This is a genomic window from Spirosoma endophyticum, assembly GCF_900112365.1.
Taxonomy (GTDB): Bacteria; Bacteroidota; Bacteroidia; order Cytophagales; family Spirosomataceae; genus Spirosoma; species Spirosoma endophyticum.
This window is the reverse complement of the sequence record NZ_FOLQ01000022.1, coordinates 1-22859: the sequence shown is the minus strand read 5'-3', so window position 1 is coordinate 22859 and position 22859 is coordinate 1. Positions and strand designations below refer to the sequence as shown.

The following is a 22859-nucleotide window of genomic DNA, read 5'->3' as shown; positions in this document are numbered from 1 at the left end:
GGAAGTTACCGGAGCGGCTGACGTAGCAGGAGCACCCGCCTATCGACTCATGCGGTATCGGCGGTTCTCTTACAGTTAGCACTGGCAGCCGGATTCCATCTGGTCACCCGATTGCGTAATAACGAAGGCACCCGTACTGGAAATCGGCAGGATTTCATTAAATTAGTCTTCCCAATCAGCGATCAGCTTTTCCGGAATGGCATCCGACGTAATACATCAGATACAGATCATTATGAACGGCGCAACGTCAGTCAGCCTTTTCGCGTACAGGGGATAGAATTTGACGAGACGGGACCGTTGTTGCGCAAAACGATTCGACCCTTTTTACACAAAATAAACGTATTGATAGGTATGCCCGGCAGATTGGGTTAATGTACAAAGAGCGGACACAAATACAGTTTTGCTTATCAACCCTTCTGCTTAGGACACACCCAGCTTGAATATGGCATTCGACAAGTATACCGCATCCGTAGCTATAGCAAGGAATAAGAAATCGGCCTTATATCGACTGCTGCGTCAGGCAAGTCGTTCGTTGATGCTGATATTGCTGATTCAGAATACGGGTCTGGCTCAGACAGCCCAGAAATACCTGGTTTTGCTCCGTGACAAAGTCAACTCACCCTATAGCGTTTCTCAACCGAACCAGTTTTTGTCGCAGCGGTCCATTCTTCGTCGGCAGAAGCAGAACATTGCAGTTCAGGAGCGTGACCTGCCTGTCAATCCGGCCTATGTGACGCAGTTGCAACAGGCGGGTGCCAAAATCTGGTTTTCGTCGCGCTGGCTCAACGCGGTACTGGTAGAAGCCACCGCAGCCACCATATCGACCATCCAAACCCTGCCTTTTGTCAAAGGACTTGAATTTAATCGGTCGCTGGCCAATGTTCGCGTCAGTGCCGAAACCCGTAGCCATTCGAACAAGGTGCGGGATCATGTTGACAGTGTAGCCGATGATCAGCCGTTAGACTACGGCAATTCAGTATATCAACTTACCCAACTCGGGGTCGACAAAATGCACCAGCAGGGCTATCACGGCGAAGGTATGCTCATTGGTGTGCTCGACGCGGGTTTTCGAAATGCCGACAAACTTGCCTTTCTGAAACCCGTCTTCGACGAAAAGCGCGTGCTGGCAACCTACGATTTTGTCAAGAAAGAAACCAGCGTTTACGAAGATGACTATCATGGATTATCGTGTTTGTCGGCCATTGCCGCCACTGCCGACAAACAACTGTATGGAACAGCCTACAAAGCGTCGTTCATTTTGCTACGTACCGAAGACGCAGACAGCGAGAAACAGATAGAAGAAGCCAACTGGCTTTTCGGCGCCGAATATGCCGATAGTGCGGGGGTTGATGTTATCAGTTCTTCACTTGGTTACAGTGTATTCAGGGATACGCCGTGGGCCGACTACACGTATCAAAATATGGATGGTAAAACGGCTTTATCAACCCGTGCAGCTCAGATAGCCACCGAAACAGGCATGGTTGTCGTCGTAGCCGCCGGTAACGAAGGTAGTTCGGGCTGGCATTATATTACCGCGCCCTCCGATGCGGCTTCGGTGCTGGCGATTGGGGCCGTTACGCAGTCGGGTGTGCATGCGTCCTTTAGTTCATTTGGACCATCGGCCGATGGGCGTGTAAAACCGGATCTGGATGCGCGCGGCCAGGGAACGGTCGTGGGGAATCAAAATGGGCAGATCGCCCAGGGTGACGGTACGTCCTTTGCTGCGCCCCTGATAGCCGGTCTGGTAGCTGGTTTCTGGCAGGCCCATCCGCGGATGACAGCCGCGCAGGTAACCGACGCGCTACGCCGATCGGGGAGCCAGTACGGGTATCCCGACGATTTGATGGGCTACGGTATTCCAAATTTTGAGCGTGCCTCAACCATTTCCAATGCCTACGACCAGTTATTCGTTTTTCCCAATCCGTTTAGCGACACTCAGGACCTGGGCGTTCAATGGGGTGAAATCGAAGCAAACGTCCCGCTCGACGCTACGTTAACGGATGTTACCGGACGCATTGTGTGGCAGAATCGCTATACTTCTCCAGGCCTGGCAGCCTTTGTATTACCCAGGCTCGGCTTATCGACCGGTATCTACTTTATGTCGCTCGTGGCAGGCGACAAGAAACGTACATTAAAAGTGGTGAAACAGTGAGGTTTGGTATACGGTTTATAATATACGGTGGGCTAATGCACGCGATTACTGATGCGTCAGCCCACCGTATACCCTAAACCGAACACTGTAAAATGATCCGCGTTATTCAGGGCGACATTACCAAACAAGCCGTTGATGCCATCGTCAACGCGGCCAATACAAGTTTGCTGGGTGGGGGCGGTGTCGATGGCGCAATTCACCGGGCAGCCGGACCGGATCTGGTGTTCGAATGTCGGATGCTGCATGGTTGTAAAACCGGCGACGCCAAAATCACGAAAGGATATCGCCTACCTGCCGAACATGTTATCCATGCAGTTGGGCCAGTTTGGCGGGGCGGCTCTCATGGTGAACCAAATCTTTTAGCGAGTTGCTACCGCCGAGCGCTGGAAATTGCGGCCGAGAATAACCTGACAAGCATTGCCTTTCCCAATATCAGCACGGGCATTTACGGCTATCCGAAAGACAAAGCAGCCGACGTAGCGATTGCGACCGTTAATCAGTTTCTGGAACAACCCTCAACCATTCAGGAAGTTACCTTCGTATGTTTTGATATGGAGAATCTTACCTTGTATCAGGATCGAATTCATGCGTCCCAGTAAGCCGATCACCTGCTAATCGAGATAACCTTGAAGCCCGGTCATACGGGCTTTTTCATTTTCTACGCTTCCCTGACCTTTCGTACCAGATTACCAGGCCAACCCGCTTTTCAAACTTAAGACGCTGGCTGTACGAACGAAGTATTTATACGGACGGCAATTGCCTTTGAAAGGATGTCGGAACGGACAATTATATCTACGGATACTCGATCTATTTTGTCGCTCTGGAATCAGCCATGAGCCAATCATATAAATTAAAATAGATTATCTGTCAATAATCAAGTTTTATAAAATCTTATTGCGTAATTCGACTTTTAATTAAAATATTATAATTTATAATTGCCGTTTAATCTCCTCCCATAATCATTCATTTTCATATTCTATGCTTACAGCTCTATGAAAGTATGCTTACTCTCTCTTGTCCTCTTTTTGCCCATTTTCTCGCTTGCCCAGCAACGTGTTGTTAAGGGAAAAGTTAGCGATGCAGCTGGCAAAGAAGCCTTACCCGGCACAACCGTTACCGTAAAAGGTAGCACGTCTGGAACCGTCACCGATGCGCAGGGGACGTATCAATTAAACATCCCCGATAAAAACGCTACGTTGGTTTTCTCGTCTGTCGGCTTTCAGTCGCAGGACGTAGTGGTCGGTAATCAGCAAACGATCGACGTGCTATTAATCCCTGATACCAAGCAACTTAGCGAAGTCGTTGTCACGGCAGCGGGTATTAAACGGGACAAAAATGCGCTGGGTTATTCCGTTAGCACGCTGGATGCGAATAAACTTGCCCAACGGTCGGAACCAGATCCGCTTCGGGCGCTGACGGGTAAAGTCGCTGGGGTAAACGTACAGGGATCGGGTGGTGCTGCGGGCGGTGCCACCAACATCACCATTCGGGGAAACTCATCACTGGGGAATAACAACCAGCCCCTGTTCGTAGTGGACGGCGTTCCCTTCGATAATTCCAGTTTCGGCAGTACCGATGGCACCGTTGGTGGAGCAACCACCACAAACCGCGCCTTTGACCTCGACCCCAACAACATCCTGACCATGACCGTTTTAAAGGGTGCTGCAGCAGCCGCTCTCTACGGTTCGCGGGCAGCGAACGGGGCCATTATCGTTACAACCAAAGCCGGAAAAAGCCAAAATCGGAAAGGGCTGGAAATAACGTATAACGTTGGGTATTCGACCGAAACCGTAGCGGGGTTACCAGACTATCAGACCAAATATGGCCAGGGAACCAACTTCGATTACCGGAGCGGTGTGTTCGGCTCCTGGGGGCCTCCCTACGCGGGCTATACCAGCCTGATTCCAACACGGTCAACTATTCCACACCCATTAACGACGAACAACCGCTACCCATCGACGGTATTTCCGCAATTTTATCAGGCCGACGGCATAACGCCCATTCAGGTTCCTTACCAGTCCTATTCGCAGGATAATGCAAAAAACTTCTTCCGAACGGGAAACGTATTTGAAAACGCCCTTTCAGTATCAACGGGTGGCGACAAAGGCAATTTTACGGTAGGCTTATCCCGAACGGTGAATCAGGGTGTTGTTCCTGAAAACCAGATAAGTCGCACAGGGGTAAACATCGGTGGTAATGCGCAACTGGCGAATAAATTCTATGTTAGTGGGGCGCTGAACTACGTCAACACGAATCAGGTTTCGCCCCAGTTGACAGCGGCTAATGGCAGCGGCAGTTCCATTATGGACATCCTGATGTTCGTGCCCACCAGTTTTGATCTGACAGGCTTCCCAAACACGAATCCACTAAACGGCAACAACGTATATGACCGGGTGGGTACGGATAACCCCTACTGGTCGGTCGTGAACAGCCCCACCACCAGCAAGGTCGATCGCTATTATGGGAACGTAGTACTCGGCGTTGATCCCCTCCCCTGGCTGAATGTACAGAACACAGTTGGTTTCAATGCTTACACCGACCGGCGCACGGTGGTGAATGGCAAAGGCGGAGACTATTTCCCGAATGGCAACATTACCAACGACAACATTTACCGGCAGGAATTGGACAATACATTGCTGCTGACCGCGACCAAACCGCTGAGTGAAAACATCGGGCTGAAGGTTATTCTGGGAAATAACGTGAACCAGCGGATTACCGAGCGTCAGGTTGTTTTTGGTGATGGCATTATTTTCCGGGGCATTAACTCACTAAACAACACCAGCGTAACAATCCCCCGCGTGCTGCCCAATAACCGAAATAACTTCAAGCAGCGGTACTTCGCCTTCTTCACGGACATTTCGCTGGATTATAAAAACTTCGCGTTCCTGAATTTAGTGGCCCGTAACGACGTATCATCCACGCTGCCCGAAAGCAACCGGAGTTACTTATACGGCGGAGCGAGTGCCTCGTTGATTTTTACCGAAGCCCTAAAAATCCCCAAGAACGTACTGTCGTTCGGTAAGTTCCGGGCGGGCTACACGCGGGTAGGCAACGAAGCAACGCCCTATCAGACGCAAACCGTTTACATCGCCAATCCGGTGTTAGGCGCTGGAACAACTACTGGTGCGATTTCGTCGCCCTTCAGTGGACAAAGCACCCTGACCGAATCGGATTTACTGGCCAATGCCGCGCTAAAACCTGAGTTCATTACTGAGCTGGAATTAGGGACGGAATTGCAGTTTTTCAACAATCGGCTTGGGTTCGACATTACTTACTACAAGAAAATCAGTACGTCGCAGATCTTCACCGTTAATGCCGTTCCGTCATCAGGCTACACGCAGAAGGTAATTAACCTGGGTAAGTCATCGAATGAAGGGATTGAAATTGGCTTTAATGCCACGCCCGTAAAACTCAAGAACGGGTTTACCTGGGATATTTCGTCGGCCTTTACCATGAACCGGAACATCGTTCTGGACATAGGTTCGCTGAAAGAATTGCCCTATGGCGGCTTCTCGGATCTGGGTAGCGTACACATTGCGGGTCAGCCGTATGGCCAGATCCGTGGCTCTACCAACGCGCGGGATGACGAAGGAAATATTCTGGTTAACCCCAACACAGGCAAGCCCATTCTGAGCGGTAAAACAACGGCGATTGGGAATCCAAACCCTGATTTCATCTGGGGCATCACCAATACGTTCAGTTACAAAGGCATTACGTTAAGTGCGTTGTTCGACTGGAAAAAAGGGGGCGATATGTATTCTTTCACGGCTTACGAACTGCTAAGCCGGGGTGTTACGAAAGATACCGAAGAACGGGAAGCGATCATCATCGGGCCGGGCGTATTGGGTGATGTCAATACGCTGAAACCGCTACTGAATGGCGATGGCAAAAAAATTCCGAACAACATTGGGATTGGCGTGGCCGATTACTATTTCACTGGTGGGTTTGGACCGGGTGGCGCAGGCGAAACAAATATCTTCGACGCAACGGTTTTCCGGCTTCGCGAAGTGTCGCTGGGTTACCTGTTTCCGAAGAAATGGCTGGCAAAAACGCCGTTTGGTTCGGCGTTTCTATCGTTTAGCGGTCGAAACTTATGGTACCTGGCTCCCAACTTCCCTAAGCACCTGAATTTCGATCCAGAGGTCAGTTCGTTGGGTGCCGGAAATTCGCAGGGTTTCGATTTCATCGGCATTCCAACCACGCGCCGGATGGGTGTAAATCTTCGGTTCAGCTTCTAATCAAGCGTTTGCAGTATTCGGCATCAGCCTGACGTAGTGACGGACCACTGAATACCGTAAACCTAAAACCCCTATTAAATTTATGCGATTCATAACTACCATACGAAGTCTTTCTTTGCTGGGCCTGCTGCTTGTTGCCGGTTCCTGCAAAGACTTCGTCGATATTAACGCCGACCCAAACAACCCAACCACACCGGTACTGGAGTTACTGTTACCGGCCACACAGGTGTCGATGACCGGTAGCCTGCGGGATGTGAACCAGGGTACGTCGATCCTGATGCAGCAATTGTATACGAGCAATACCAGCCGTAATTTCCAGGATGGCACCGATTATCAGCAGTCCTGGAACGCACTCTACACGCAGGTGCTCAACGACATCGAGATTGTGATTCGCGAAGGTACGCGCCAGCAGCGGTGGGACTACGTAGCGATTGCCAAGTTGCAGAAAGCGTATATCTACAGCATCATGGTCGATTTGTGGGGTGATATTCCTTATACAGATGCCTCGCAGGGCCTCTCCATTTCCGACCCGGTATTTGAGAGTGGATCATCCATTTACGACAAACTGTTTACACTACTTGATGAAGCACTGGCCGATGCGAACAAAGGTAATTTTGCCATCCAGCCAACAACCGCCGACATTATTTACAAAGGTGACAAAGCGGCCTGGCTTCGGATGGGGAACACGCTGAAGTTGAAGTTATTCAATCAGATCCGGCTCGTGCAACCTGATAAGGCCAAAGCCGGAATCAGTGCGTTATTAAGCGCCAACGCGCCCCTGATCACCACCAACGCGCAGGATTTTTCGTTCCGCTTCGGTACCACCGAAACTCCGGCTAACCGGCACCCCTGGCACCGCACGGAGTATCAGGCGAGCAAAAGCTACTACATGAGCCAGAATTTCATGGAGCGTTTGTTTACTACCGACGACCCCCGGCTCCGGTTTTACGTCTACCGCCAGACGTCGAATTATACCGTTGGCTTCACCCCTACCGGCAACGGGTATTTTGGTCGCTACACGGGCGACGCCACGGCATCACCCAACGACAACGCCCTAAAAGCGACCGTCGGCGTTTACCCCGCGGGTGGTTTGTACGACAACAGTCCCATAAATAACCTAACAGCTTCTAACGTCTTCATAACCAATACCGGTGCTACGTCAGCACCCAAAGTTGTTACCAATACCGACGGCTCGGGGGCGGGTGTGTTCCCGTTCATTACCAACGCGATGGTGAAGTTCATCCTGGCCGAAGCTGCGTTAACCTTAGGCACTACCGGCGATGCCAAGCAGTTGTTTCAGGATGGCATCACGGCAAGCCTGAATAGCATCAATACCATTTCGACAACGTCGGGAAATTCGGCTACACCGCTGGCAACGGCTACGATTACCGCTTTCGTTGCCAACCGAACCGCCCAATATGATGCGGCCGATGCGGCTGGCAAATTGAGTGCGGTGATCACCCAGAAATACATTGCCCTGTACGGAAATGGCATGGAAGCGTACAACGATTACCGCCGGACGGGCTTGCCCGTTTTACCCGCGCCCATTGCCCCGCTGAATACGTTCCCGCTACGTCTGTCCTATTCCGTGACTGAGCTATCGACAAACGCCAACGTATCCGACAAGGCCGATCAAATTCAAACCGCGCAACAGATAACCCCTGTTTTCTGGGATAAGTAACCAATCACTATGAAAAATATCACCTTATACTTTTCCCTCCTGCTGTTGATAGCCCTCGATGCCTGCAAAACGGAGAATTACGTTTGGGAGAACTATTCCTACACGGCTGTCCCGCTGGTAGCCGTCAATATTGCCAAGTCAGCCCTGCCTACGGTGAGTAGCGCCAATACATCTTTTTTCGACATAGGCGCAACCAATCTGGCCAGTCAGGAATTCGAATACACGCTAAAATGGGAAGGCTTCGGGAAAGCGGAAGTACAGTCCATTGATGTGTATCTGGGATTCGTGAAAGCGCCTACCACGGGCAATCCGGCCTATCCGATTATTCTCTCCCAGCCGGGTGGCGTGTATCCCAGCGTAACACAATACCCACTACCAAGTCGGGTTGGAACGACCGACAAATTATATGCTACAGTTACCGAATTTCCCAAAACATTCACGACCACGGCGGCCCAGTTAGCCGCATTTACAGGAACTGATTTAACGAAAGTCGTTCAGAATGACTATTTTCTGTTTAAATTTATCCTCACACTCAAAGACGGTCGCCGAATAGAAGGATTCCAAGAAAATGTATGCGATGAAGCACGTGGCGAGGTCGGTGATTGCCGGGTTGGCGTGCGTTTCCGCAAAAAGTAGTCGAATTATTTACCCTAACTCCAAATAAATTTCCAAATCAATTACTCACTAATGCGTTATTCTCCTTACTCACTTCTCATCCTGCTGGCGGTTAGCCTGAGCACTGCATTTGCTCAGACACTTCCGTCGCCGAAAGAACATTTTGGCTTTACCATCGGCGACGATTACCAACTCGCTACGTATACCCAGACTGAGGCTTATTTCCGAAAACTGGCCGCTGGCTCCGACCGGGTGAAACTGGTTGATATTGGCATGACCGAAGAAGGCCGTCACCAGTTGATGCTCATCGTTTCGTCGCCGGAGAACCTGAAAAAACTGGACCGCTACAAAGAGATTTCCCAGAAACTGGCCCGCGCCGAAAACCTCACCGATGAGCAGGCCCGCGCCCTGGCCAATGAAGGCAAAGCCATCGTCTGGATCGACGGGGGTATTCACGCGACCGAAACCGTTGGTACACACCAGCTCATCGAAACGATCTGGCAACTGGTCAGTCGCAAAGATCCCGAAACGATGCGTATCCTGGATAAGGACGTGATTCTCCTTACCCACGCTAACCCGGACGGTCAGGAGCTGGTTACGAACTGGTACATGCGCGAGCCAAAGGCTGAAAAGCGGTCATTAGATAACTTGCCAAGACTGTATCAGAAATACATTGGCCACGACAATAACCGCGATTTCTTCATGCTCAACATGAAGGAAACCCAGAATATCGGTCGCCAGTTGTTTGTCGAGTGGATTCCGCAAATCATGTACAATCACCACCAGAGTGGTCCGGCGGGGTCGGTGCTGGCGGGTCCTCCCTATCGCGATCCGTTCAACTACGTATTCGATCCGCTGATGGTAACGGGTATCGACGCGCTTGGCGCTGCCATGATCAACCGGATGAACGCCGAGAACAAACCGGGCTTTACCCGGCTGGGCGGCTCCGTTTTCTCGACCTGGTATAATGGCGGTCTACGTACCACGACGCACTTTCACAACATAATCGGGTTGTTGACAGAAATCATTGGCGGACCAACGCCGGAAGATATTCCGCTGGTGCCAAAACGCCTGATTCCTAACGGAAATACACCGTTCCCGGTTACGCCCCAGAAGTGGCATTTCAAGCAGTCGATTGATTATTCGGTGTCGCTCAACTACGCCGTCCTGAACTATGGCGCTCGGTATTCCGACGACCTGCTGTTCAATATCTACCGGATGGGTAAAAACTCCATCGAACGAGGCAGCAAAGATTATTGGGCGCTGTCGCCAAAGCGTATCGACGCCATTGAAGACGCCTTCAAGAACGATCCAAAGAAAGTGGTGCCACCTACCAACGCGGCACTGGCTCAATATGGCTTCGTTCCCCGCGGTGGCGGTATGCCCCTCAAATATTACGACACGATCATGAAAGCGCCGGTGCTGCGCGATCCTCGTGGGTTTATCATTCCAACGAACCAACCTGATTTCGCTACGGCGGTTAAATTCCTCAATGCCCTCATCAGAACGGGGATTCAGGTACAGCAGGCCACGGCTGACTTCACGGTAGCCGGTAAAAAATACCCAGCAGGTTCATACGTTGTGAAAACCGATCAGGCGTTCCGGCCTCACCTACTCGATATGTTCGAGCCACAGGATCACCCGAATGATTTCCAGTATCCAGGCGGTCCTCCAGTACGTCCGTACGATGCTGCGGGCTGGACACCAGCTTTCCTGATGAATGTTAAATTTGACCGTATCCTGGATGGTTTCGACGGTCCTTTCAAAAAGCTGCCAATTGGTGAACTACAGTCGCCGGAGGGCCACATCAACGGTGCGCCAAGTGCTGGCTACGTACTGAGCGCTAAAGCGAACAACTCATTTATTGCCGTTAACGATCTGCTGGCATCGGGCGTTGAGGTGTATCGTTTGCCCAATGGCGTCGGTGGCAAATCGACGGTTGAGTCAGGTGCGTTCTTCGTTCCAGCGTCGGCAAAAGCAAAATCGTTGCTTGACAAATCCGCTAAAGATCTTGATCTGGAAATAACGGGGGTCTCTAAAAAGCCAACCGCGTCGATGACCAAAGTATCGCCCATGCGGATTGCCTTGTGGGATACCTACGGGGGATCGATGCCTTCAGGCTGGGTACGCTGGTTGATGGAACAGTACCATTTCCCGATGAAAGTTATCTATCCCAAGGACATCGATGCCGGTGATCTGCGGAAGAAATTCGATGTAATCGTATTCGTAACGCGGGCTATTCCTGCCGTTGGCGGCCGCGAGGAGGACATTTTTGCAGCACTTTCCCGTGGCGAAGCCAAGGAAGAAACCACACCCGAAGAGTATCGTCCACGGTTGGGTAAAATCACCGCAACCAAGTCGATTCCAGAGTTGAAGTCCTTCATGGAAGCGGGCGGTACGGTGGTCACCATTGGCAGCAGCACCAACCTGGCTTATCACTTGAAATTACCCGTCAAAAATGCCCTGACCGAAATGACGGCCAGCGGTCAGGAACGCCCACTACCCGGTGAGAAATATTACATTCCAGGCAGCGTATTACGCGTTGCGTTAGATTCGACCCAGCACGCGACCTGGGGGATGCCCAATCAAACGGATGTGTATTTCGACGCCAGCCCGGTCTTCAAACTGGCGCCCGAAGCTATCGCTAAAGGCACCGTTGTTCCCCTGGCCTGGTTCGATTCCAGCAAACCACTACGTAGTGGCTGGGCCTGGGGCCAGTCGTACTTACAGGATGGGGTGGCCGCGTTTATGGCACCCGTTGGTTCCGGTAAATTCTATGCGTTTGGTCCAGAAATTACATTCCGTGCACAGGCACAGGGTACGTTCAAACTGCTGTTCAATCAGTTGTACACCGTTGGTTCGGCCGCATCATCCGGCAACGGTCACGTAGCCGATGAATAGGTAAATCGATAACACAATCAGATAAATAGGTGGGTTAAATGCCTGCCTATTTATCTGACTTAGTGTACTTTTCTGGCAAATCCCCCATCTATTTGTCAGTTCTACCCGTGATTAAGGTAAACATATCTACAGACCTGTAGGAAGCCCAGTCACAGGTATAAATTAATACGTTGCAGGCCGGCAATCTTGCCCTGTCTCTGCATGACTGGCATTGAATTCTCTGGCCATTTCCGGCTTTTAGTGAACGTTTTTTCGTCTTAAACGAACCGCCCACCATGTCCAGACTTCGCTCCCTGGCCGTCCTCCTCTTTTTGCTTTGTCCACTCGCCGGGCACCCCCAATCGATTCCCTCACCGAAAGAACATTTTGGTTTCAACATCGGCGACGACTACCAACTCTCCAATTACACGCAGACGGAAGCCTATTTCAAGAAATTAGCTACGTCGGATCGCACGAAGCTGGTCGATATTGGCCTGACAGCCGAAGGTCGCCATCAATACATGCTGATCGTAACCTCACCCGAGAACCAGAAAAAACTGGCTCGGTACAAAGAAATTTCCCAGAAGCTGGCCCGCGCTGAAAACCTAACTGGCGAACAGGCTCAGACACTGGCCAATGAAGGCAAAGCGGTTGTCTGGATTGATGGCGGACTGCACTCGACCGAGACAGTCGGCACGATGCAGTTGATCGAAACGGCCTGGCAGTTAGTGAGCCGAAAAGACCCCGAAACGCTACGTATCCTGGATAACGTTATTGTGCTGCTCACCCATGCCAACCCCGACGGCCACGAACTCGTTGGCAACTGGTACATGCGCGAGCCGGTCCCCGAAAAACGCACGCAGGAATATTTACCGAAGCTTTACCAGAAATACATCGGCCACGACAACAACCGCGATTTCTTCATGCTCAACATGAAGGAAACCCAGAATATCGGCCGTCAGTTATTCATCGAATGGTACCCGCAAGTCCTGTACAATCACCACCAGCGCGGCCCGGCGGGATCGGTGCTGGCGGGTCCTCCCCTACGCGATCCGTTCAATTTTGTGCTCGATCCAATGATCGTGACCGGTATGGATGCGCTCGGTTCGGCTATGATCAACCGGTTGAATGCGGAGAAAAAACCAGGCTACACGCGCTTGACCGGTACGCCATATTCAAACTGGTTCAACGGTGGTTTACGCTCCATCAATCTGTTCCACAACATGATCGGGCTGCTGACGGAAATCATCGGTAACCCCACGCCCGAAGAAATTCCACTGGTTCCCGAACGACTGGTTCCGAATGTAAACACTCCTTTTCCCGTTACGCCCCAGAAGTGGCATTTCAAGCAGTCGATTGATTATTCGGTGTCGCTCAACTACGCCGTCCTGGATTATGCCGCCCGGCAACACGACCAGATGCTGTTTAATATCTACCGGATGGGCAAAAACTCCATCGAACGGGGCAGTCAGGATAACTGGACATTGTATCCAAAACGAATTGACGCCATCACACAGAATTATCAGGCGAATCAGAAAAAAACGGGTCCGGGCAGCAATACAACGGCTTCGGTTTCACGCAACAGGGAGCTTCCGGTTGCTTATTACGATTCGGTGATGAAGGCCCCGACGCTACGTGATCCACGTGGGTTTATCATCCCAACTACCCAGCCCGATTTCGCCACGGCCGTTAAATTCATCAATGCGCTTATCCGGCTCGGTATTCAGGTGCAGCAAGCCACGGCCGACTTCACGGTGGCCGGTAAAAAATACCCGGCGGGTTCCTACGTCGTGAAAACGGATCAGGCGTTCCGGCCCCATATTCTGGACATGTTCGAGCCACAGGATTATCCGAATGATTTCCAATATCCAGGTGGTCCGCCGGTACGTCCCTACGATGCCGCAGGCTGGACACCGAGTTTCCTGATGAATGTCAAATTTGATCGGTTGCTGGATACGTTCGACGGTCCTTTCAAGAAGTTGCCAATCGGTGAACTACAGTCGCCGGAGGGTCATGTAAACGGGAGTCCGAGCGCGGGGTATTTGCTGAGTGCCCAGGCTAACAACTCGTTCATTGCGGTCAATGATCTACTCGCATCCGGCGTTGAGGTCTATCGACTGCCCAACGGGACCGAAGGGAAAGCGAACGTAGCAGCCGGGGCCTTTTTTGTCCCCGCTTCGGCGAAAGCCAAATCATTGCTTGATAAATCGGCAAAAGACCTCAGCTTGGAAATAACCGGGCTCGCCAAGCGACCCAGTGCAGCCATGACGAAAGTAGCGCCCGTGCGGATTGCCTTGTGGGATACGTATGGTGGCTCGATGCCGTCGGGTTGGGTACGGTGGTTAATGGAACAGTACCATTTCCCCATGACCGTCATTTATCCGCAGGACATCGATGCCGGAGATCTGCGGAAGAAGTTTGATGTTATCGTCTTCGTTACGCAAGCCATCCCCGCTCTAAATCCGTCGGGTGAAGCAACCGGCTTTGCGGCACGGCGCGATCCAAAAGCCGAAGAAATTCCGGCTGAATATCGACCGCGTTTAGGCCGGATTACAGCCGAGAAATCAATTCCGCAGCTTAAATCATTCCTGGAAGCGGGCGGCACGGTAGTCACCATTGGCAGCAGTACCAACCTGGCTTACCACCTGAAACTCCCCGTTAAAAACGCGCTGACAGAGATGAACAATGCGGGTCAGGAGAAACCGCTGGTGAATGAGAAATTCTATATTCCGGGCAGTGTACTACGTGTCACGCTGGATTCGACCCAGCGCGCAACCTGGGGTATGCCCAGCCAAACGGATGTGTATTTCGACGCCAGCCCGGTCTTCAAACTGGCGCCCGAAGCCATCGCCAAAGGTACTGTTGTTCCCCTGGCCTGGTTCAATACCAACAAACCACTACGTAGTGGCTGGGCCTGGGGCCAGTCCTATTTGCAGGATGGTGTGTCGGCTTTCATGGCCCCGGTCGGCTCAGGTAAATTCTATGCCTTCGGACCAGAAATCACGTTCCGGGGACAGGCACAGGGCACCTTCAAGTTCCTGTTCAATCAGCTGTATACCAACAGGGCAAGCGCAGGAACCAGTCAGGCAAGCGAATAATTGAGTCAGTAATACGTATACATTTCCATTCTTCATAACAATGAATCAATTTATTAAAGTAGCGTTAGTTGCACCGTTATTGATAGGCGGCACAGCCCACCAGTTGTTTGCCCAGGAAGAAGGCGCTGATGAAGCCACCAAGAACGTTACGCTCGACAAGAAGTACGAAACTGAAATTAATGCTTTGTCCAAACGGCCAGCGGTTCAAACAGCATTCAAGTATTTTACGGAGCTGGAACCTCAGACGAAAAAAGACCTGATCTTGCTGACGGAAATCCCTTCGCCCCCGTTCAAGGAAGTCGAGCGTTCTAAAAAATACGCGGCCATGATGAAAGAAGCCGGGGCGGATTCGGTCTGGATCGACAAGGTCAACAATGTCCTGGCGAAACGCAAAGGCAAATCCGGCAAGAAAACGGTCATCGTGGAAGCGCACCTGGACACTGTGTTTCCGGCCGGAACCGACGTAAAAGTCAAGCAGAAAGGTGATACGCTCTATGCACCCGGTGTTGGCGACGACACCCGTGGCCTGACCGCCGTGCTGGCCGTTTTGAAAGGGATGGAACGCGCCAAAATTGAAACCGATGCCGACGTTATTTTCGTAGGTGCCGTTGGTGAAGAAGGTTTGGGCGACTTGCGGGGAGTCAAAAATCTGTTCATGCCCGGTGGTCCCAAAATTGATTCCTACATCGCCGTCGATGGACACGGGATCGACGGGATCACGCACCGGGGTTTAGGCTCGCATCGGTATCGAATTACGTTCAAAGGCCCGGGTGGCCACTCCTATGGCGCTTTTGGCATCGTCAATCCGCACGGCGCGCTGGGAAAAGCCATCTATTACTTCACTACCGAAGCAGATAAATTCACGAAAGAAGGCGTCAAAACAACCTACAGCGTCAGCGTTGTGGGGGGCGGTACGTCCGTAAACGCCATTCCTTACGAATCGTGGATGGAAGTAGACATGCGGTCGGAAAGTCCCGAGAAATTGAATGGCGTCGATGCCCTGCTACAGGCGGCTGTTCAGCGGGCACTAAAAGAGGAGAACGCCATAAAACGCCGTGGCCCCGACCTGACCGTTACGGTAAAACTCGTTGGTGATCGCCCGTCCGGACGTATTGAACCGACGGTTCCACTGGTGCAACGGGCTATGGCGGTGTCCAAATACCTACAGGCCGAACCCGTCCTGAGCGTAGGCTCCACCAATGCCAATATCCCCATTTCGAAAGGCGTTCCGTCGGTCACGATTGGCAGCGGAGGCACAGGCGGAGGAGCCCACTCCCTGAATGAATGGTGGCTCAATGACAAAGGGACGCTGGGGTTGCAGCGCATCCTGCTCGTTTTACTGGCCGAAGCTGGCCCAGCGAATTAGGCATTTTCTCCGTCATCCCGATAAAGGAGGGATAACAGAGAAACGAAAATTTAATTGACTACCTCAACAAACCTCCCTCTATTTCTATGAAACTATCTATTCAAAAAATTACCCTCTATCGGCTCCTGCTGTTGGGATGCGCGATTCTCATTGCCAGCGTATTGGCGATGGCACAGGTACCGAAACCCGCCGATGTGTTTGGCTTTGAGCCCGGCGCTGATTATAAGCTGGCGAATACCAAAATGTTGCTCGATTACTACCAGCGACTGGACAAAGCCAGCAACCGGGTTCAGATGGTCACGATTGGCAAGTCGGTGCTGGGGAAACCATTGCTCCTGCTGATGGTGTCCAGTGAAGCCAACATGAAGCAGTTGGAGAAATGGCGTAGCACGAGTGAGCAACTTTCGCGGGCTAAAATCGACGAAAAACAGGCTCGGGCTTTGGCCGCTGCCGGCAAAGCTATTGTCTGGATTGATGCCGGTATGCACGCGTCAGAAGTCGCGTCGGCGCAGATGATGCCTGAACTGGCTTACCGTATGGCTACCGAAGAATCGACGGAAATGAAGAAAATCCGCGATCAGGTCGTTGCGCTGCTGATGGTCGAAATGAACCCCGACGGCCTTGACATCGTCGCAGACTGGTATAACGGCAACCTCGGTACGGCCTTCGAAACGACCCAACCACCCTGGCTGTATCATCACTACGTTGGGCACGACAACAACCGCGACTGGTTTACGAACAACATGCCCGAAACCAAAGCGATTTCGGAAGTACTTTACAATCAGTGGTTTCCGCAGATCGTTTACAATCAGCACCAGACCTCGCCCGCCTGGACCCGGATTTTTATTCCGCCTTTCGCCAATCCAGTCAACCCACAAATTCACCCCGGCGTAACAGCAGGCGTTAATATGGTTGGCACGGCGATGGCCAGCCGGTTTGCGATGAAAAAGATGCCCGGTGTCGTGTCTCAATTACGGTTCAGCATGTGGTGGAACGGCGGTATGCGCACCGTGCCCTATTATCACAACCAGATTGGTATCCTAACCGAAACAGCCCACGCCACGCCATCACCCCGTTTCTACCCACCCGATTCGTTGCCTAAAACGGTGGGCGTTGGCGTAACAGCCGCCACAAACGGTACGGAAATTTTCTACGCCGATCCCTGGAAAGGTGGCCAGTCCCGTTTTCGGGACGCGGTCAATTACATGGAAGAAGCTTCGATGGCCACCCTCGTGCTGGCCGCCGATAAGCGGGAGGAGTTTCTGTACAACATCTACGTGATGGGGCGCGATGCGATTGAATCAGCCGGTAAAAATCGACCCTTCGCCTACGTAGTACCCACTGAACAGTGGGACAAAGGCGAAGCGCTGAACCTGGTCAACATGTTCAGCCAGAGTGGCGTAGAAGTCCATCGGGCGACGCAGGCGTTTCAGGCGAACAACGTATCGTATGCCGCTGGTGCCTACATCATCTATTGCAATCAGGCCTTTAGCCCATACATCGTGGATTTGATGGAGAAACAGGTACACCCGAACCAGCGGCTCTATCCCGGCGGTCCGCCAATTCCGCCTTACGATCTGGCTGGCTGGACACTCCCCATGCAAATGGGCGTTACGGTTGCCAAGATCGGCAGTACGTTTACCGCTTCTACCGAGTTGATTAAAGGCTTGGCTCCCGTTGTGGCAGGTCAGGCGACGGCGAGTTCAGGCTATGGCTACAGCCTATTGCGCACGCAGAATGCCAGCGTCATGGCGGTCAATCAATTGCTGAAAGATGGCGAAAAAGTGTCTGTGCTGACTGATGAAACCGGCAGTTTCCTGATCGAAAAAGGGACCAATACCGACGCTAAGATTCAAAAACTGGCTAAGGAACTAGGCATTAGTTTTACCGCCGTTGCCAGCAAACCAACGGTTGCCGCCAAGCCCTTGAAATTACCTCGTATTGGCCTATATAAATCGTGGGTCGCCAATATGGACGAAGGCTGGACGCGCTGGCTGATGGAAAGTTATGGTTTCCCCGTCGATACGTTGCACGACGCCGACATCGCGAAAAAAGACCTGTCAATGTATAGCACTATCATTATTCCGGATCAGGAAGTTAAGCAGATTCTGAATGGTCATGCGCCAAACACCATGCCCGCGCCTTATGTGGGTGGTCTGGGGTTGGGTGGTACGATGGCGCTGCAACAGTACGTGAATAATGGTGGCACGCTGATCACGTTCGACGAAGCCAGCGATTTCGCCATCGAACTCCTGGGGTTACCCGTTAAAAACGCTACCGAAGGGCTATCGACCCAACAGTTTTACATTCCGGGTTCGTTAATTCGAACGGTCATCGACACCAAGCATTCGCTGGCGTATGGCATGCAACCCGAAGTAGCCGCAGCGTTCTCGAACAGCCGGGCGTTTGAGGTGGTCAAACAGAAAAAAGAAGGCGAAGGAGGCAGCGAAACCATCAAATCTGCCCCGGAACCTAAAGTCGAAGTGATTGCCAACTACGCGAAGAAGAATCTGTTGATGAGCGGCTGGGCCCTGAACGAAGACCGATACATTGCCGGAAAGCCTGCCGTTCTTCGGGTGAGTCAGGGCAAAGGCAATGTTGTATTGTTCGGCTTTAGACCGCAGTTCCGTGGTCAGCCCCGCGCTACATATAAACTTATTTTCAACGCGATCTACGAGAGCACGCTACCCAAAAGCTCAGGTGAGGCTAGTCCGAAAAGTGAGTAATCGTTTCTCTAGTTTGTAAAAGCAGAAAGGCGTGCCACGGTTCTAAACCGTGGCACGCCTTTCTGCTTTTACAAACTGGCACTTACTGCCCAACCGTTGTGCCCGTCGAATCCTTCGACCGTTTTCTAACGTAATACTCACCGGTTGATTCACTTGTCGGCGGTTCGCTTACGCGCTGAATTTTGTAATTCCGGTCGGCTAAACTCATCGCTGGCGTATGATCAACCGTAACGCCCCCTGCTGGTTGCCGGTTCGGCATCTGGTTCTTGTAATTTGCCATCCGTGCATCCGTTGGAGTGGGTTGTTGAACGGCAACACCCGTTTTATTTTCAGAACGGCGGGCAGCCGCTGCCATATTCGGATGCTTGTAGTTATGCGTCGAATACATCGGATTGTTCAACGGTTTAGGTCCAACATCCTGTGCGTATGTTTGGCTCGTCATAGCGCCCAGAAGGGCACCAGCAAGCAAAAAAGTTAATGATTTCATGGCTATTTCTGTGGTTTTGTTGTCTGGCAAATCTATTCGCTGTCAGATTAAAAAACAATTAAAACAGCTACTATGTTTATAGTTTAATTATATTTTTCGTATCATTCTGCAAATAGACTCCGAATCTGTATAGTTATCGATCATTTCTGATGAAAACCATCTAATATTCTTAATTTCGTCAGAATCACCAAATGGTTCATTTGGGTCCGCTTCAAGTAGGAACCGGATATCATAATGCAGGTGTTCGGGAACGTCGCCACGAGCAGGAATTGGATGAATATCTACGTCGAAGATAGCGGAACTAACCAGCTGCAGCGAAGTTAATCCCGTTTCCTCCCGGGCTTCGCGCAATGCTACAGCTGCTACGTCGGGATCACCATCGGCATGACCTCCGGGTTGCAACCAGCGATCAAGTTTACGATGATGAATCAGCAAAATCTGCTGGCGATCGGGACTCACAATCCAGGCCGATCCCGTCACATGTCCCGCCAGCAGTGACCGCTCAAAGGCCTTTGGGTTGGCTTCGACAAACGAGATCATGGCCTGCGTCATAGCCTGTTCATCCCGATCGGTTGTCGAATGCTGCCGTAGCAGATTGAGCAAGGGTAGTCGATGCATTAGTTGGCTTTGTTATGAAAAAGCCGCAATTTGGTGGGATTTTTCAATAGTCTATAGACAATCATGCACAAACTTTCGCTTACAGCCGCAACCATTTGCCTGGCTGCCCAATTAACTACCGCCCAAATTAAATTGCCCTCACCCAGTCCTGGTGCCTCTGTTATGCAAACCGTCGGCACCACCGATATAACTGTTACGTATTCCCGGCCAAGTCTGAAAGGTCGCCAGCCCTTTACAGATTCCTTTGTTCCAGTAGGTAAAGTATGGCGGACAGGTGCTAACGGCGCCACGATGTTTACCACATCAACCGATTTGATGGTTAATGGAAAAACGCTGGCGGCTGGCAGCTATGCCATTATGTCTATTCCTTCTCAAGAGAGCTACACACTGATTTTCAATAAAAACAAATCAGTAACCGAACAGACATACAAACAGGAAGAAGATGCGCTACGTGTGCAACTTACCCCCGCCGAAAACAGCGAAAAAATCGAGACGTTCACGATCGGTTTTAGCGACGTAACAGATAGCACGGCTAAAATGAATTTCATGTGGGCGAACGCCAAAGCCGCTGCCGATTTGAAAGTCGATGTCAACACTAATGCAGCGGCTAACGTTGATAAGGCTGTAGTCGAAAAGCCCGATGATGCCGCTGTTTTACAGGCAGCCGCCAGCTACAATTTGTCAAAAGGCCGTAACCTGGACCAGTCGTTAAGCTGGATAGACAAATCAATCGCGAAACAGGAAACGTATCGGAATCTATTCGTCAAGTCGCAGATTCTGGCCAAAATGGGTAAGTATACGGATGCCCTGCCGATCGCTCAAAAAGCGCTAACGATGGGACAATCATCCAACGATGCGGCCTTCTCGTTCTTCAAGGATGGTATCGAAAAAAGCATTGCAGAATATACAGCCAAAGTACCGGCTATGCCTGCGATGAAAGCAGGTAAAGGCAAGAAAAAAGCCTAAAAACTCGTTGTTATTCATTAATAAAAAGACCCGCCCGATATGTGTTGAGCGGGTCTTTTTGTTGACGAGATTATCGTAAAATCCGGCTAAAAACGTAATTGTGACCAATGTACAAATTACGGCTTGTCAGTAAAATTATACTTTAGATAGATTGACGGCAGTAAGTGACAAATTTTATACAAAACGAAGACGACCTAATTTATTTTTAGTTGACCTTCGTAATCTGTTACTGCCTTTAACCAGCTTTCAAACGAATACTTTTTCCTAATTTTTTCATCTAATGGAACATAAGGCCGTTTTAAAAAATCGTCAAGTTCATTTTCATTACGTTGAGTTAATACAAAAAAATTATGAGGGTGATAAAAGTCTTCGTTTATAACAAAAGGATTGGTAGTAATGACTTTTTTCCTCAATTTAATTCCGTCAAAAATCCTGAATGAGAAGCCTGAATGGCTGGTCATTTTAATATCAATAATTATTTCGGTATTCTGAATCAACTTCAACTGTTCTTCGTAAGGAACAATCGTTTCTATACAATTGAAATGTTGTTTTATGTATTCGGGAATTTCATTTTCATTACTTTTATTATATACAAAGTCAAACTGTATGGGTGAAAGTCGCTGGGTGATGTATTTGTGAAGAGACTGGACAGTATCTATCCGACAAGAATTATAGGAACTAATATAATAAATTTTATTTTCGCCAGGGTACGTATTCTCCGTGAGTTCTGGATAATCAAAGTAAAAGTTGGGAGCATACTTAATATTATACTCTTTGAACGAATGTAATTCTGTTTTATCGAATATATAAAAACGATCAAAAAGGGATATAAGAGGAAGTATATGTTGATTGTAGGTTAAACCATCGTAAAAAAAAGATATAAACTTACGACTTCTTTTTTTAGCTTCCCTTAACAGACCTTCGGGAAATCCATCAGCCCTGATTACTAAGCATAAATCATAATATTTACGTGATTTAATCAAAGACATTTTCTTTTCTTCTAAATATATATTGTTTAATTTTTGATTACATTCTTTTTTTCTCGAAAATATTTTCCTTAATAGGTATTTTATTTTGATTAATAAGTCTTTTGAACTAGATGGATAATGATTGTTATGAACAACGGTCACTTCATAGCCTAAGTACCTAAGATTTTTCTCAATTACTACATATAGCTGATAATCCCACGGAGCAATAAGTAGAAATTTCTGTTTCGTTGGCATCTGAAAATTGAGGATTCAATTATGAAATTGAGTAATGAGTGCACCTGAATTATTACAGGCCTAAAAAATTCTTGCAGGGCAACTTCAGTTTCTAAAACGCATCGCCGACTCTTTACAGAGAGGCACGGTTCATATACAGGAGAATACGTTAGAAATGCGATGATTTACGTGACAAATAAGTTATCCGAATAATACAAGGTGCATCTTACAAAGCAGACTGCGTCAACGTTGTTGAAGGATTGTCATATTGCAAAAGACCACTCCATTTACCCCTTAAACTGTATCGTTGACCGGTCGTTGTATTTTCTAAAATAGCATCAAAGGAGCAAGCGAGTTGATAAGCCATAATCTGACGGCTGATGTCAAGTTTGGATTTGGGCGGAATCTTAACGGTTAGCATCTCCTTCGAATTGAAGCCATAGGGCTTTTGTTGTTCAACAACGCTGAAGGAGTAGGTGTCAACGTGTCCTTACCCCGTTATATGAGCCAGTTTTGACTGGAGCTTAAGCCGCCTGCCGGTATTCAACGGGCGTCATAAACTTCAATGCTTGATGAGGGCGCTCCGTATTGTACTCCACCAGCCAAGCATCCACCGTTCGGCGTACCTGCGCCAGACTATTGAACGTGTTGGCGTTCAGTACCTCTCGTCGAAATGTGCCATTGAATCGTTCAATATAAGCATTTTGCGTGGGCTTGCCCGGTTCAATCCAATGTAATACCACCTGCTTTTCAGCACACCAATCCTGCAAGGCTTGGCTAATAAATTCAGGTCCGTTGTCGCTTCGTAACCGCTCTGGTTTGCCGTATTG

15 protein-coding genes are annotated in these 22859 nt (G+C 50.1%); 11 read left to right on the top strand and 4 right to left on the bottom strand.

Annotated features, from left to right (window positions below; genetic code table 11):
• Positions 1 to 111 precede the first annotated feature (111 nt).
• The 10 genes from BM202_RS30170 to BM202_RS30125 all read left to right on the top strand — a co-directional run bounded on the left by BM202_RS30170 (position 112) and on the right by BM202_RS30125 (position 18756).
• Positions 112 to 372: a hypothetical protein gene (locus tag BM202_RS30170; protein ID WP_093833253.1), complete on the top strand. Its 261-nt coding sequence runs from the start codon at positions 112 to 114 to the stop codon at positions 370 to 372.
• A gap of 70 nt (positions 373 to 442) precedes the next feature.
• On the top strand, positions 443 to 2152 hold the full coding sequence (locus BM202_RS30165) for a S8 family serine peptidase (RefSeq protein WP_093833251.1): 1710 nt from the start codon (positions 443 to 445) through the stop codon (positions 2150 to 2152).
• Between the two features lie 92 nt (positions 2153 to 2244).
• A complete protein-coding gene (locus BM202_RS30160; protein WP_093833249.1) occupies positions 2245 to 2751 on the top strand; it encodes an O-acetyl-ADP-ribose deacetylase in 507 nt (168 codons plus the stop codon).
• Between the two features lie 393 nt (positions 2752 to 3144).
• Positions 3145 to 6390, top strand: coding sequence for a SusC/RagA family TonB-linked outer membrane protein (locus BM202_RS30155; protein WP_093833247.1), 3246 nt, complete (start codon positions 3145 to 3147; stop codon positions 6388 to 6390).
• 82 nt (positions 6391 to 6472) lie between these two features.
• Positions 6473 to 8071, top strand: a complete 1599-nt coding sequence (locus BM202_RS30150) for a SusD/RagB family nutrient-binding outer membrane lipoprotein (RefSeq protein WP_093833245.1) — start codon at positions 6473 to 6475, stop codon at positions 8069 to 8071.
• A gap of 9 nt (positions 8072 to 8080) precedes the next feature.
• Positions 8081 to 8707, top strand: a complete 627-nt coding sequence (locus BM202_RS30145; protein ID WP_093833243.1) for a hypothetical protein — start codon at positions 8081 to 8083, stop codon at positions 8705 to 8707.
• 51 nt (positions 8708 to 8758) lie between these two features.
• The gene (locus tag BM202_RS30140; protein WP_093833241.1) at positions 8759 to 11587 is read left to right on the top strand and encodes a M14 family metallopeptidase; all 2829 of its coding nucleotides are present in this window, start codon (positions 8759 to 8761) and stop codon (positions 11585 to 11587) included.
• 275 nt (positions 11588 to 11862) lie between these two features.
• A complete protein-coding gene (locus BM202_RS30135) occupies positions 11863 to 14664 on the top strand; it encodes a M14 family metallopeptidase (protein WP_093833239.1) in 2802 nt (933 codons plus the stop codon).
• A gap of 40 nt (positions 14665 to 14704) precedes the next feature.
• Positions 14705 to 16030 carry a M20/M25/M40 family metallo-hydrolase gene (locus BM202_RS30130; protein ID WP_093833237.1) on the top strand — a complete coding sequence of 442 codons (1326 nt, stop codon included), beginning with the start codon at positions 14705 to 14707 and terminating at the stop codon, positions 16028 to 16030.
• A gap of 86 nt (positions 16031 to 16116) precedes the next feature.
• The gene (locus BM202_RS30125) at positions 16117 to 18756 is read left to right on the top strand and encodes a M14 family metallopeptidase (protein WP_093833235.1); all 2640 of its coding nucleotides are present in this window, start codon (positions 16117 to 16119) and stop codon (positions 18754 to 18756) included.
• 82 nt (positions 18757 to 18838) lie between these two features.
• Here BM202_RS30125 and BM202_RS30120 read toward each other — a convergent pair whose 3' ends face one another.
• The gene (locus tag BM202_RS30120; RefSeq protein ID WP_093833233.1) at positions 18839 to 19243 is read right to left on the bottom strand and encodes a hypothetical protein; all 405 of its coding nucleotides are present in this window, start codon (positions 19241 to 19243) and stop codon (positions 18839 to 18841) included.
• An 87-nt stretch (positions 19244 to 19330) separates the two neighbouring features.
• A complete protein-coding gene (locus BM202_RS30115) occupies positions 19331 to 19861 on the bottom strand; it encodes an NUDIX hydrolase (protein ID WP_093833231.1) in 531 nt (176 codons plus the stop codon).
• 63 nt (positions 19862 to 19924) lie between these two features.
• Here BM202_RS30115 and BM202_RS30110 point away from each other — a divergent pair, with 63 nt between their 5' ends.
• Positions 19925 to 20827, top strand: a complete 903-nt coding sequence (locus BM202_RS30110; RefSeq protein WP_093833229.1) for a DUF2911 domain-containing protein — start codon at positions 19925 to 19927, stop codon at positions 20825 to 20827.
• Between the two features lie 194 nt (positions 20828 to 21021).
• Here BM202_RS30110 and BM202_RS30105 read toward each other — a convergent pair whose 3' ends face one another.
• Both BM202_RS30105 and BM202_RS30100 read right to left on the bottom strand, forming a co-directional pair.
• Positions 21022 to 22050 carry a WaaS/CpsH family glycosyltransferase gene (locus tag BM202_RS30105; RefSeq protein WP_093833227.1) on the bottom strand — a complete coding sequence of 343 codons (1029 nt, stop codon included), beginning with the start codon at positions 22048 to 22050 and terminating at the stop codon, positions 21022 to 21024.
• A gap of 503 nt (positions 22051 to 22553) precedes the next feature.
• Positions 22554 to 22859, bottom strand: a 306-nt coding sequence (locus tag BM202_RS30100) for an integrase core domain-containing protein (RefSeq protein ID WP_143100796.1), incomplete at its 5' end; no start/stop codon positions are given.

Bases quoted from the DNA above. Each gene is read 5' to 3' on its own strand.
- BM202_RS30105 (WP_093833227.1), bottom strand. From the start codon at position 22,050: ATGCCAACGAAACAGAAATTTCTACTTATTGCTCCGTGGGATTATCAG.
- BM202_RS30120 (WP_093833233.1), bottom strand. From the start codon at position 19,243: ATGAAATCATTAACTTTTTTGCTTGCTGGTGCCCTTCTGGGCGCTATG.
- BM202_RS30150 (WP_093833245.1), top strand. From the start codon at position 6,473: ATGCGATTCATAACTACCATACGAAGTCTTTCTTTGCTGGGCCTGCTG.
- BM202_RS30160 (WP_093833249.1), top strand. From the start codon at position 2,245: ATGATCCGCGTTATTCAGGGCGACATTACCAAACAAGCCGTTGATGCC.
- BM202_RS30125 (WP_093833235.1), top strand. From the start codon at position 16,117: ATGAAACTATCTATTCAAAAAATTACCCTCTATCGGCTCCTGCTGTTG.
- BM202_RS30115 (WP_093833231.1), bottom strand. From the start codon at position 19,861: ATGCATCGACTACCCTTGCTCAATCTGCTACGGCAGCATTCGACAACC.
- BM202_RS30130 (WP_093833237.1), top strand. From the start codon at position 14,705: ATGAATCAATTTATTAAAGTAGCGTTAGTTGCACCGTTATTGATAGGC.
- BM202_RS30145 (WP_093833243.1), top strand. From the start codon at position 8,081: ATGAAAAATATCACCTTATACTTTTCCCTCCTGCTGTTGATAGCCCTC.
- BM202_RS30155 (WP_093833247.1), top strand. From the start codon at position 3,145: ATGAAAGTATGCTTACTCTCTCTTGTCCTCTTTTTGCCCATTTTCTCG.
- BM202_RS30135 (WP_093833239.1), top strand. From the start codon at position 11,863: ATGTCCAGACTTCGCTCCCTGGCCGTCCTCCTCTTTTTGCTTTGTCCA.
- BM202_RS30165 (WP_093833251.1), top strand. From the start codon at position 443: ATGGCATTCGACAAGTATACCGCATCCGTAGCTATAGCAAGGAATAAG.
- BM202_RS30110 (WP_093833229.1), top strand. From the start codon at position 19,925: ATGCACAAACTTTCGCTTACAGCCGCAACCATTTGCCTGGCTGCCCAA.
- BM202_RS30140 (WP_093833241.1), top strand. From the start codon at position 8,759: ATGCGTTATTCTCCTTACTCACTTCTCATCCTGCTGGCGGTTAGCCTG.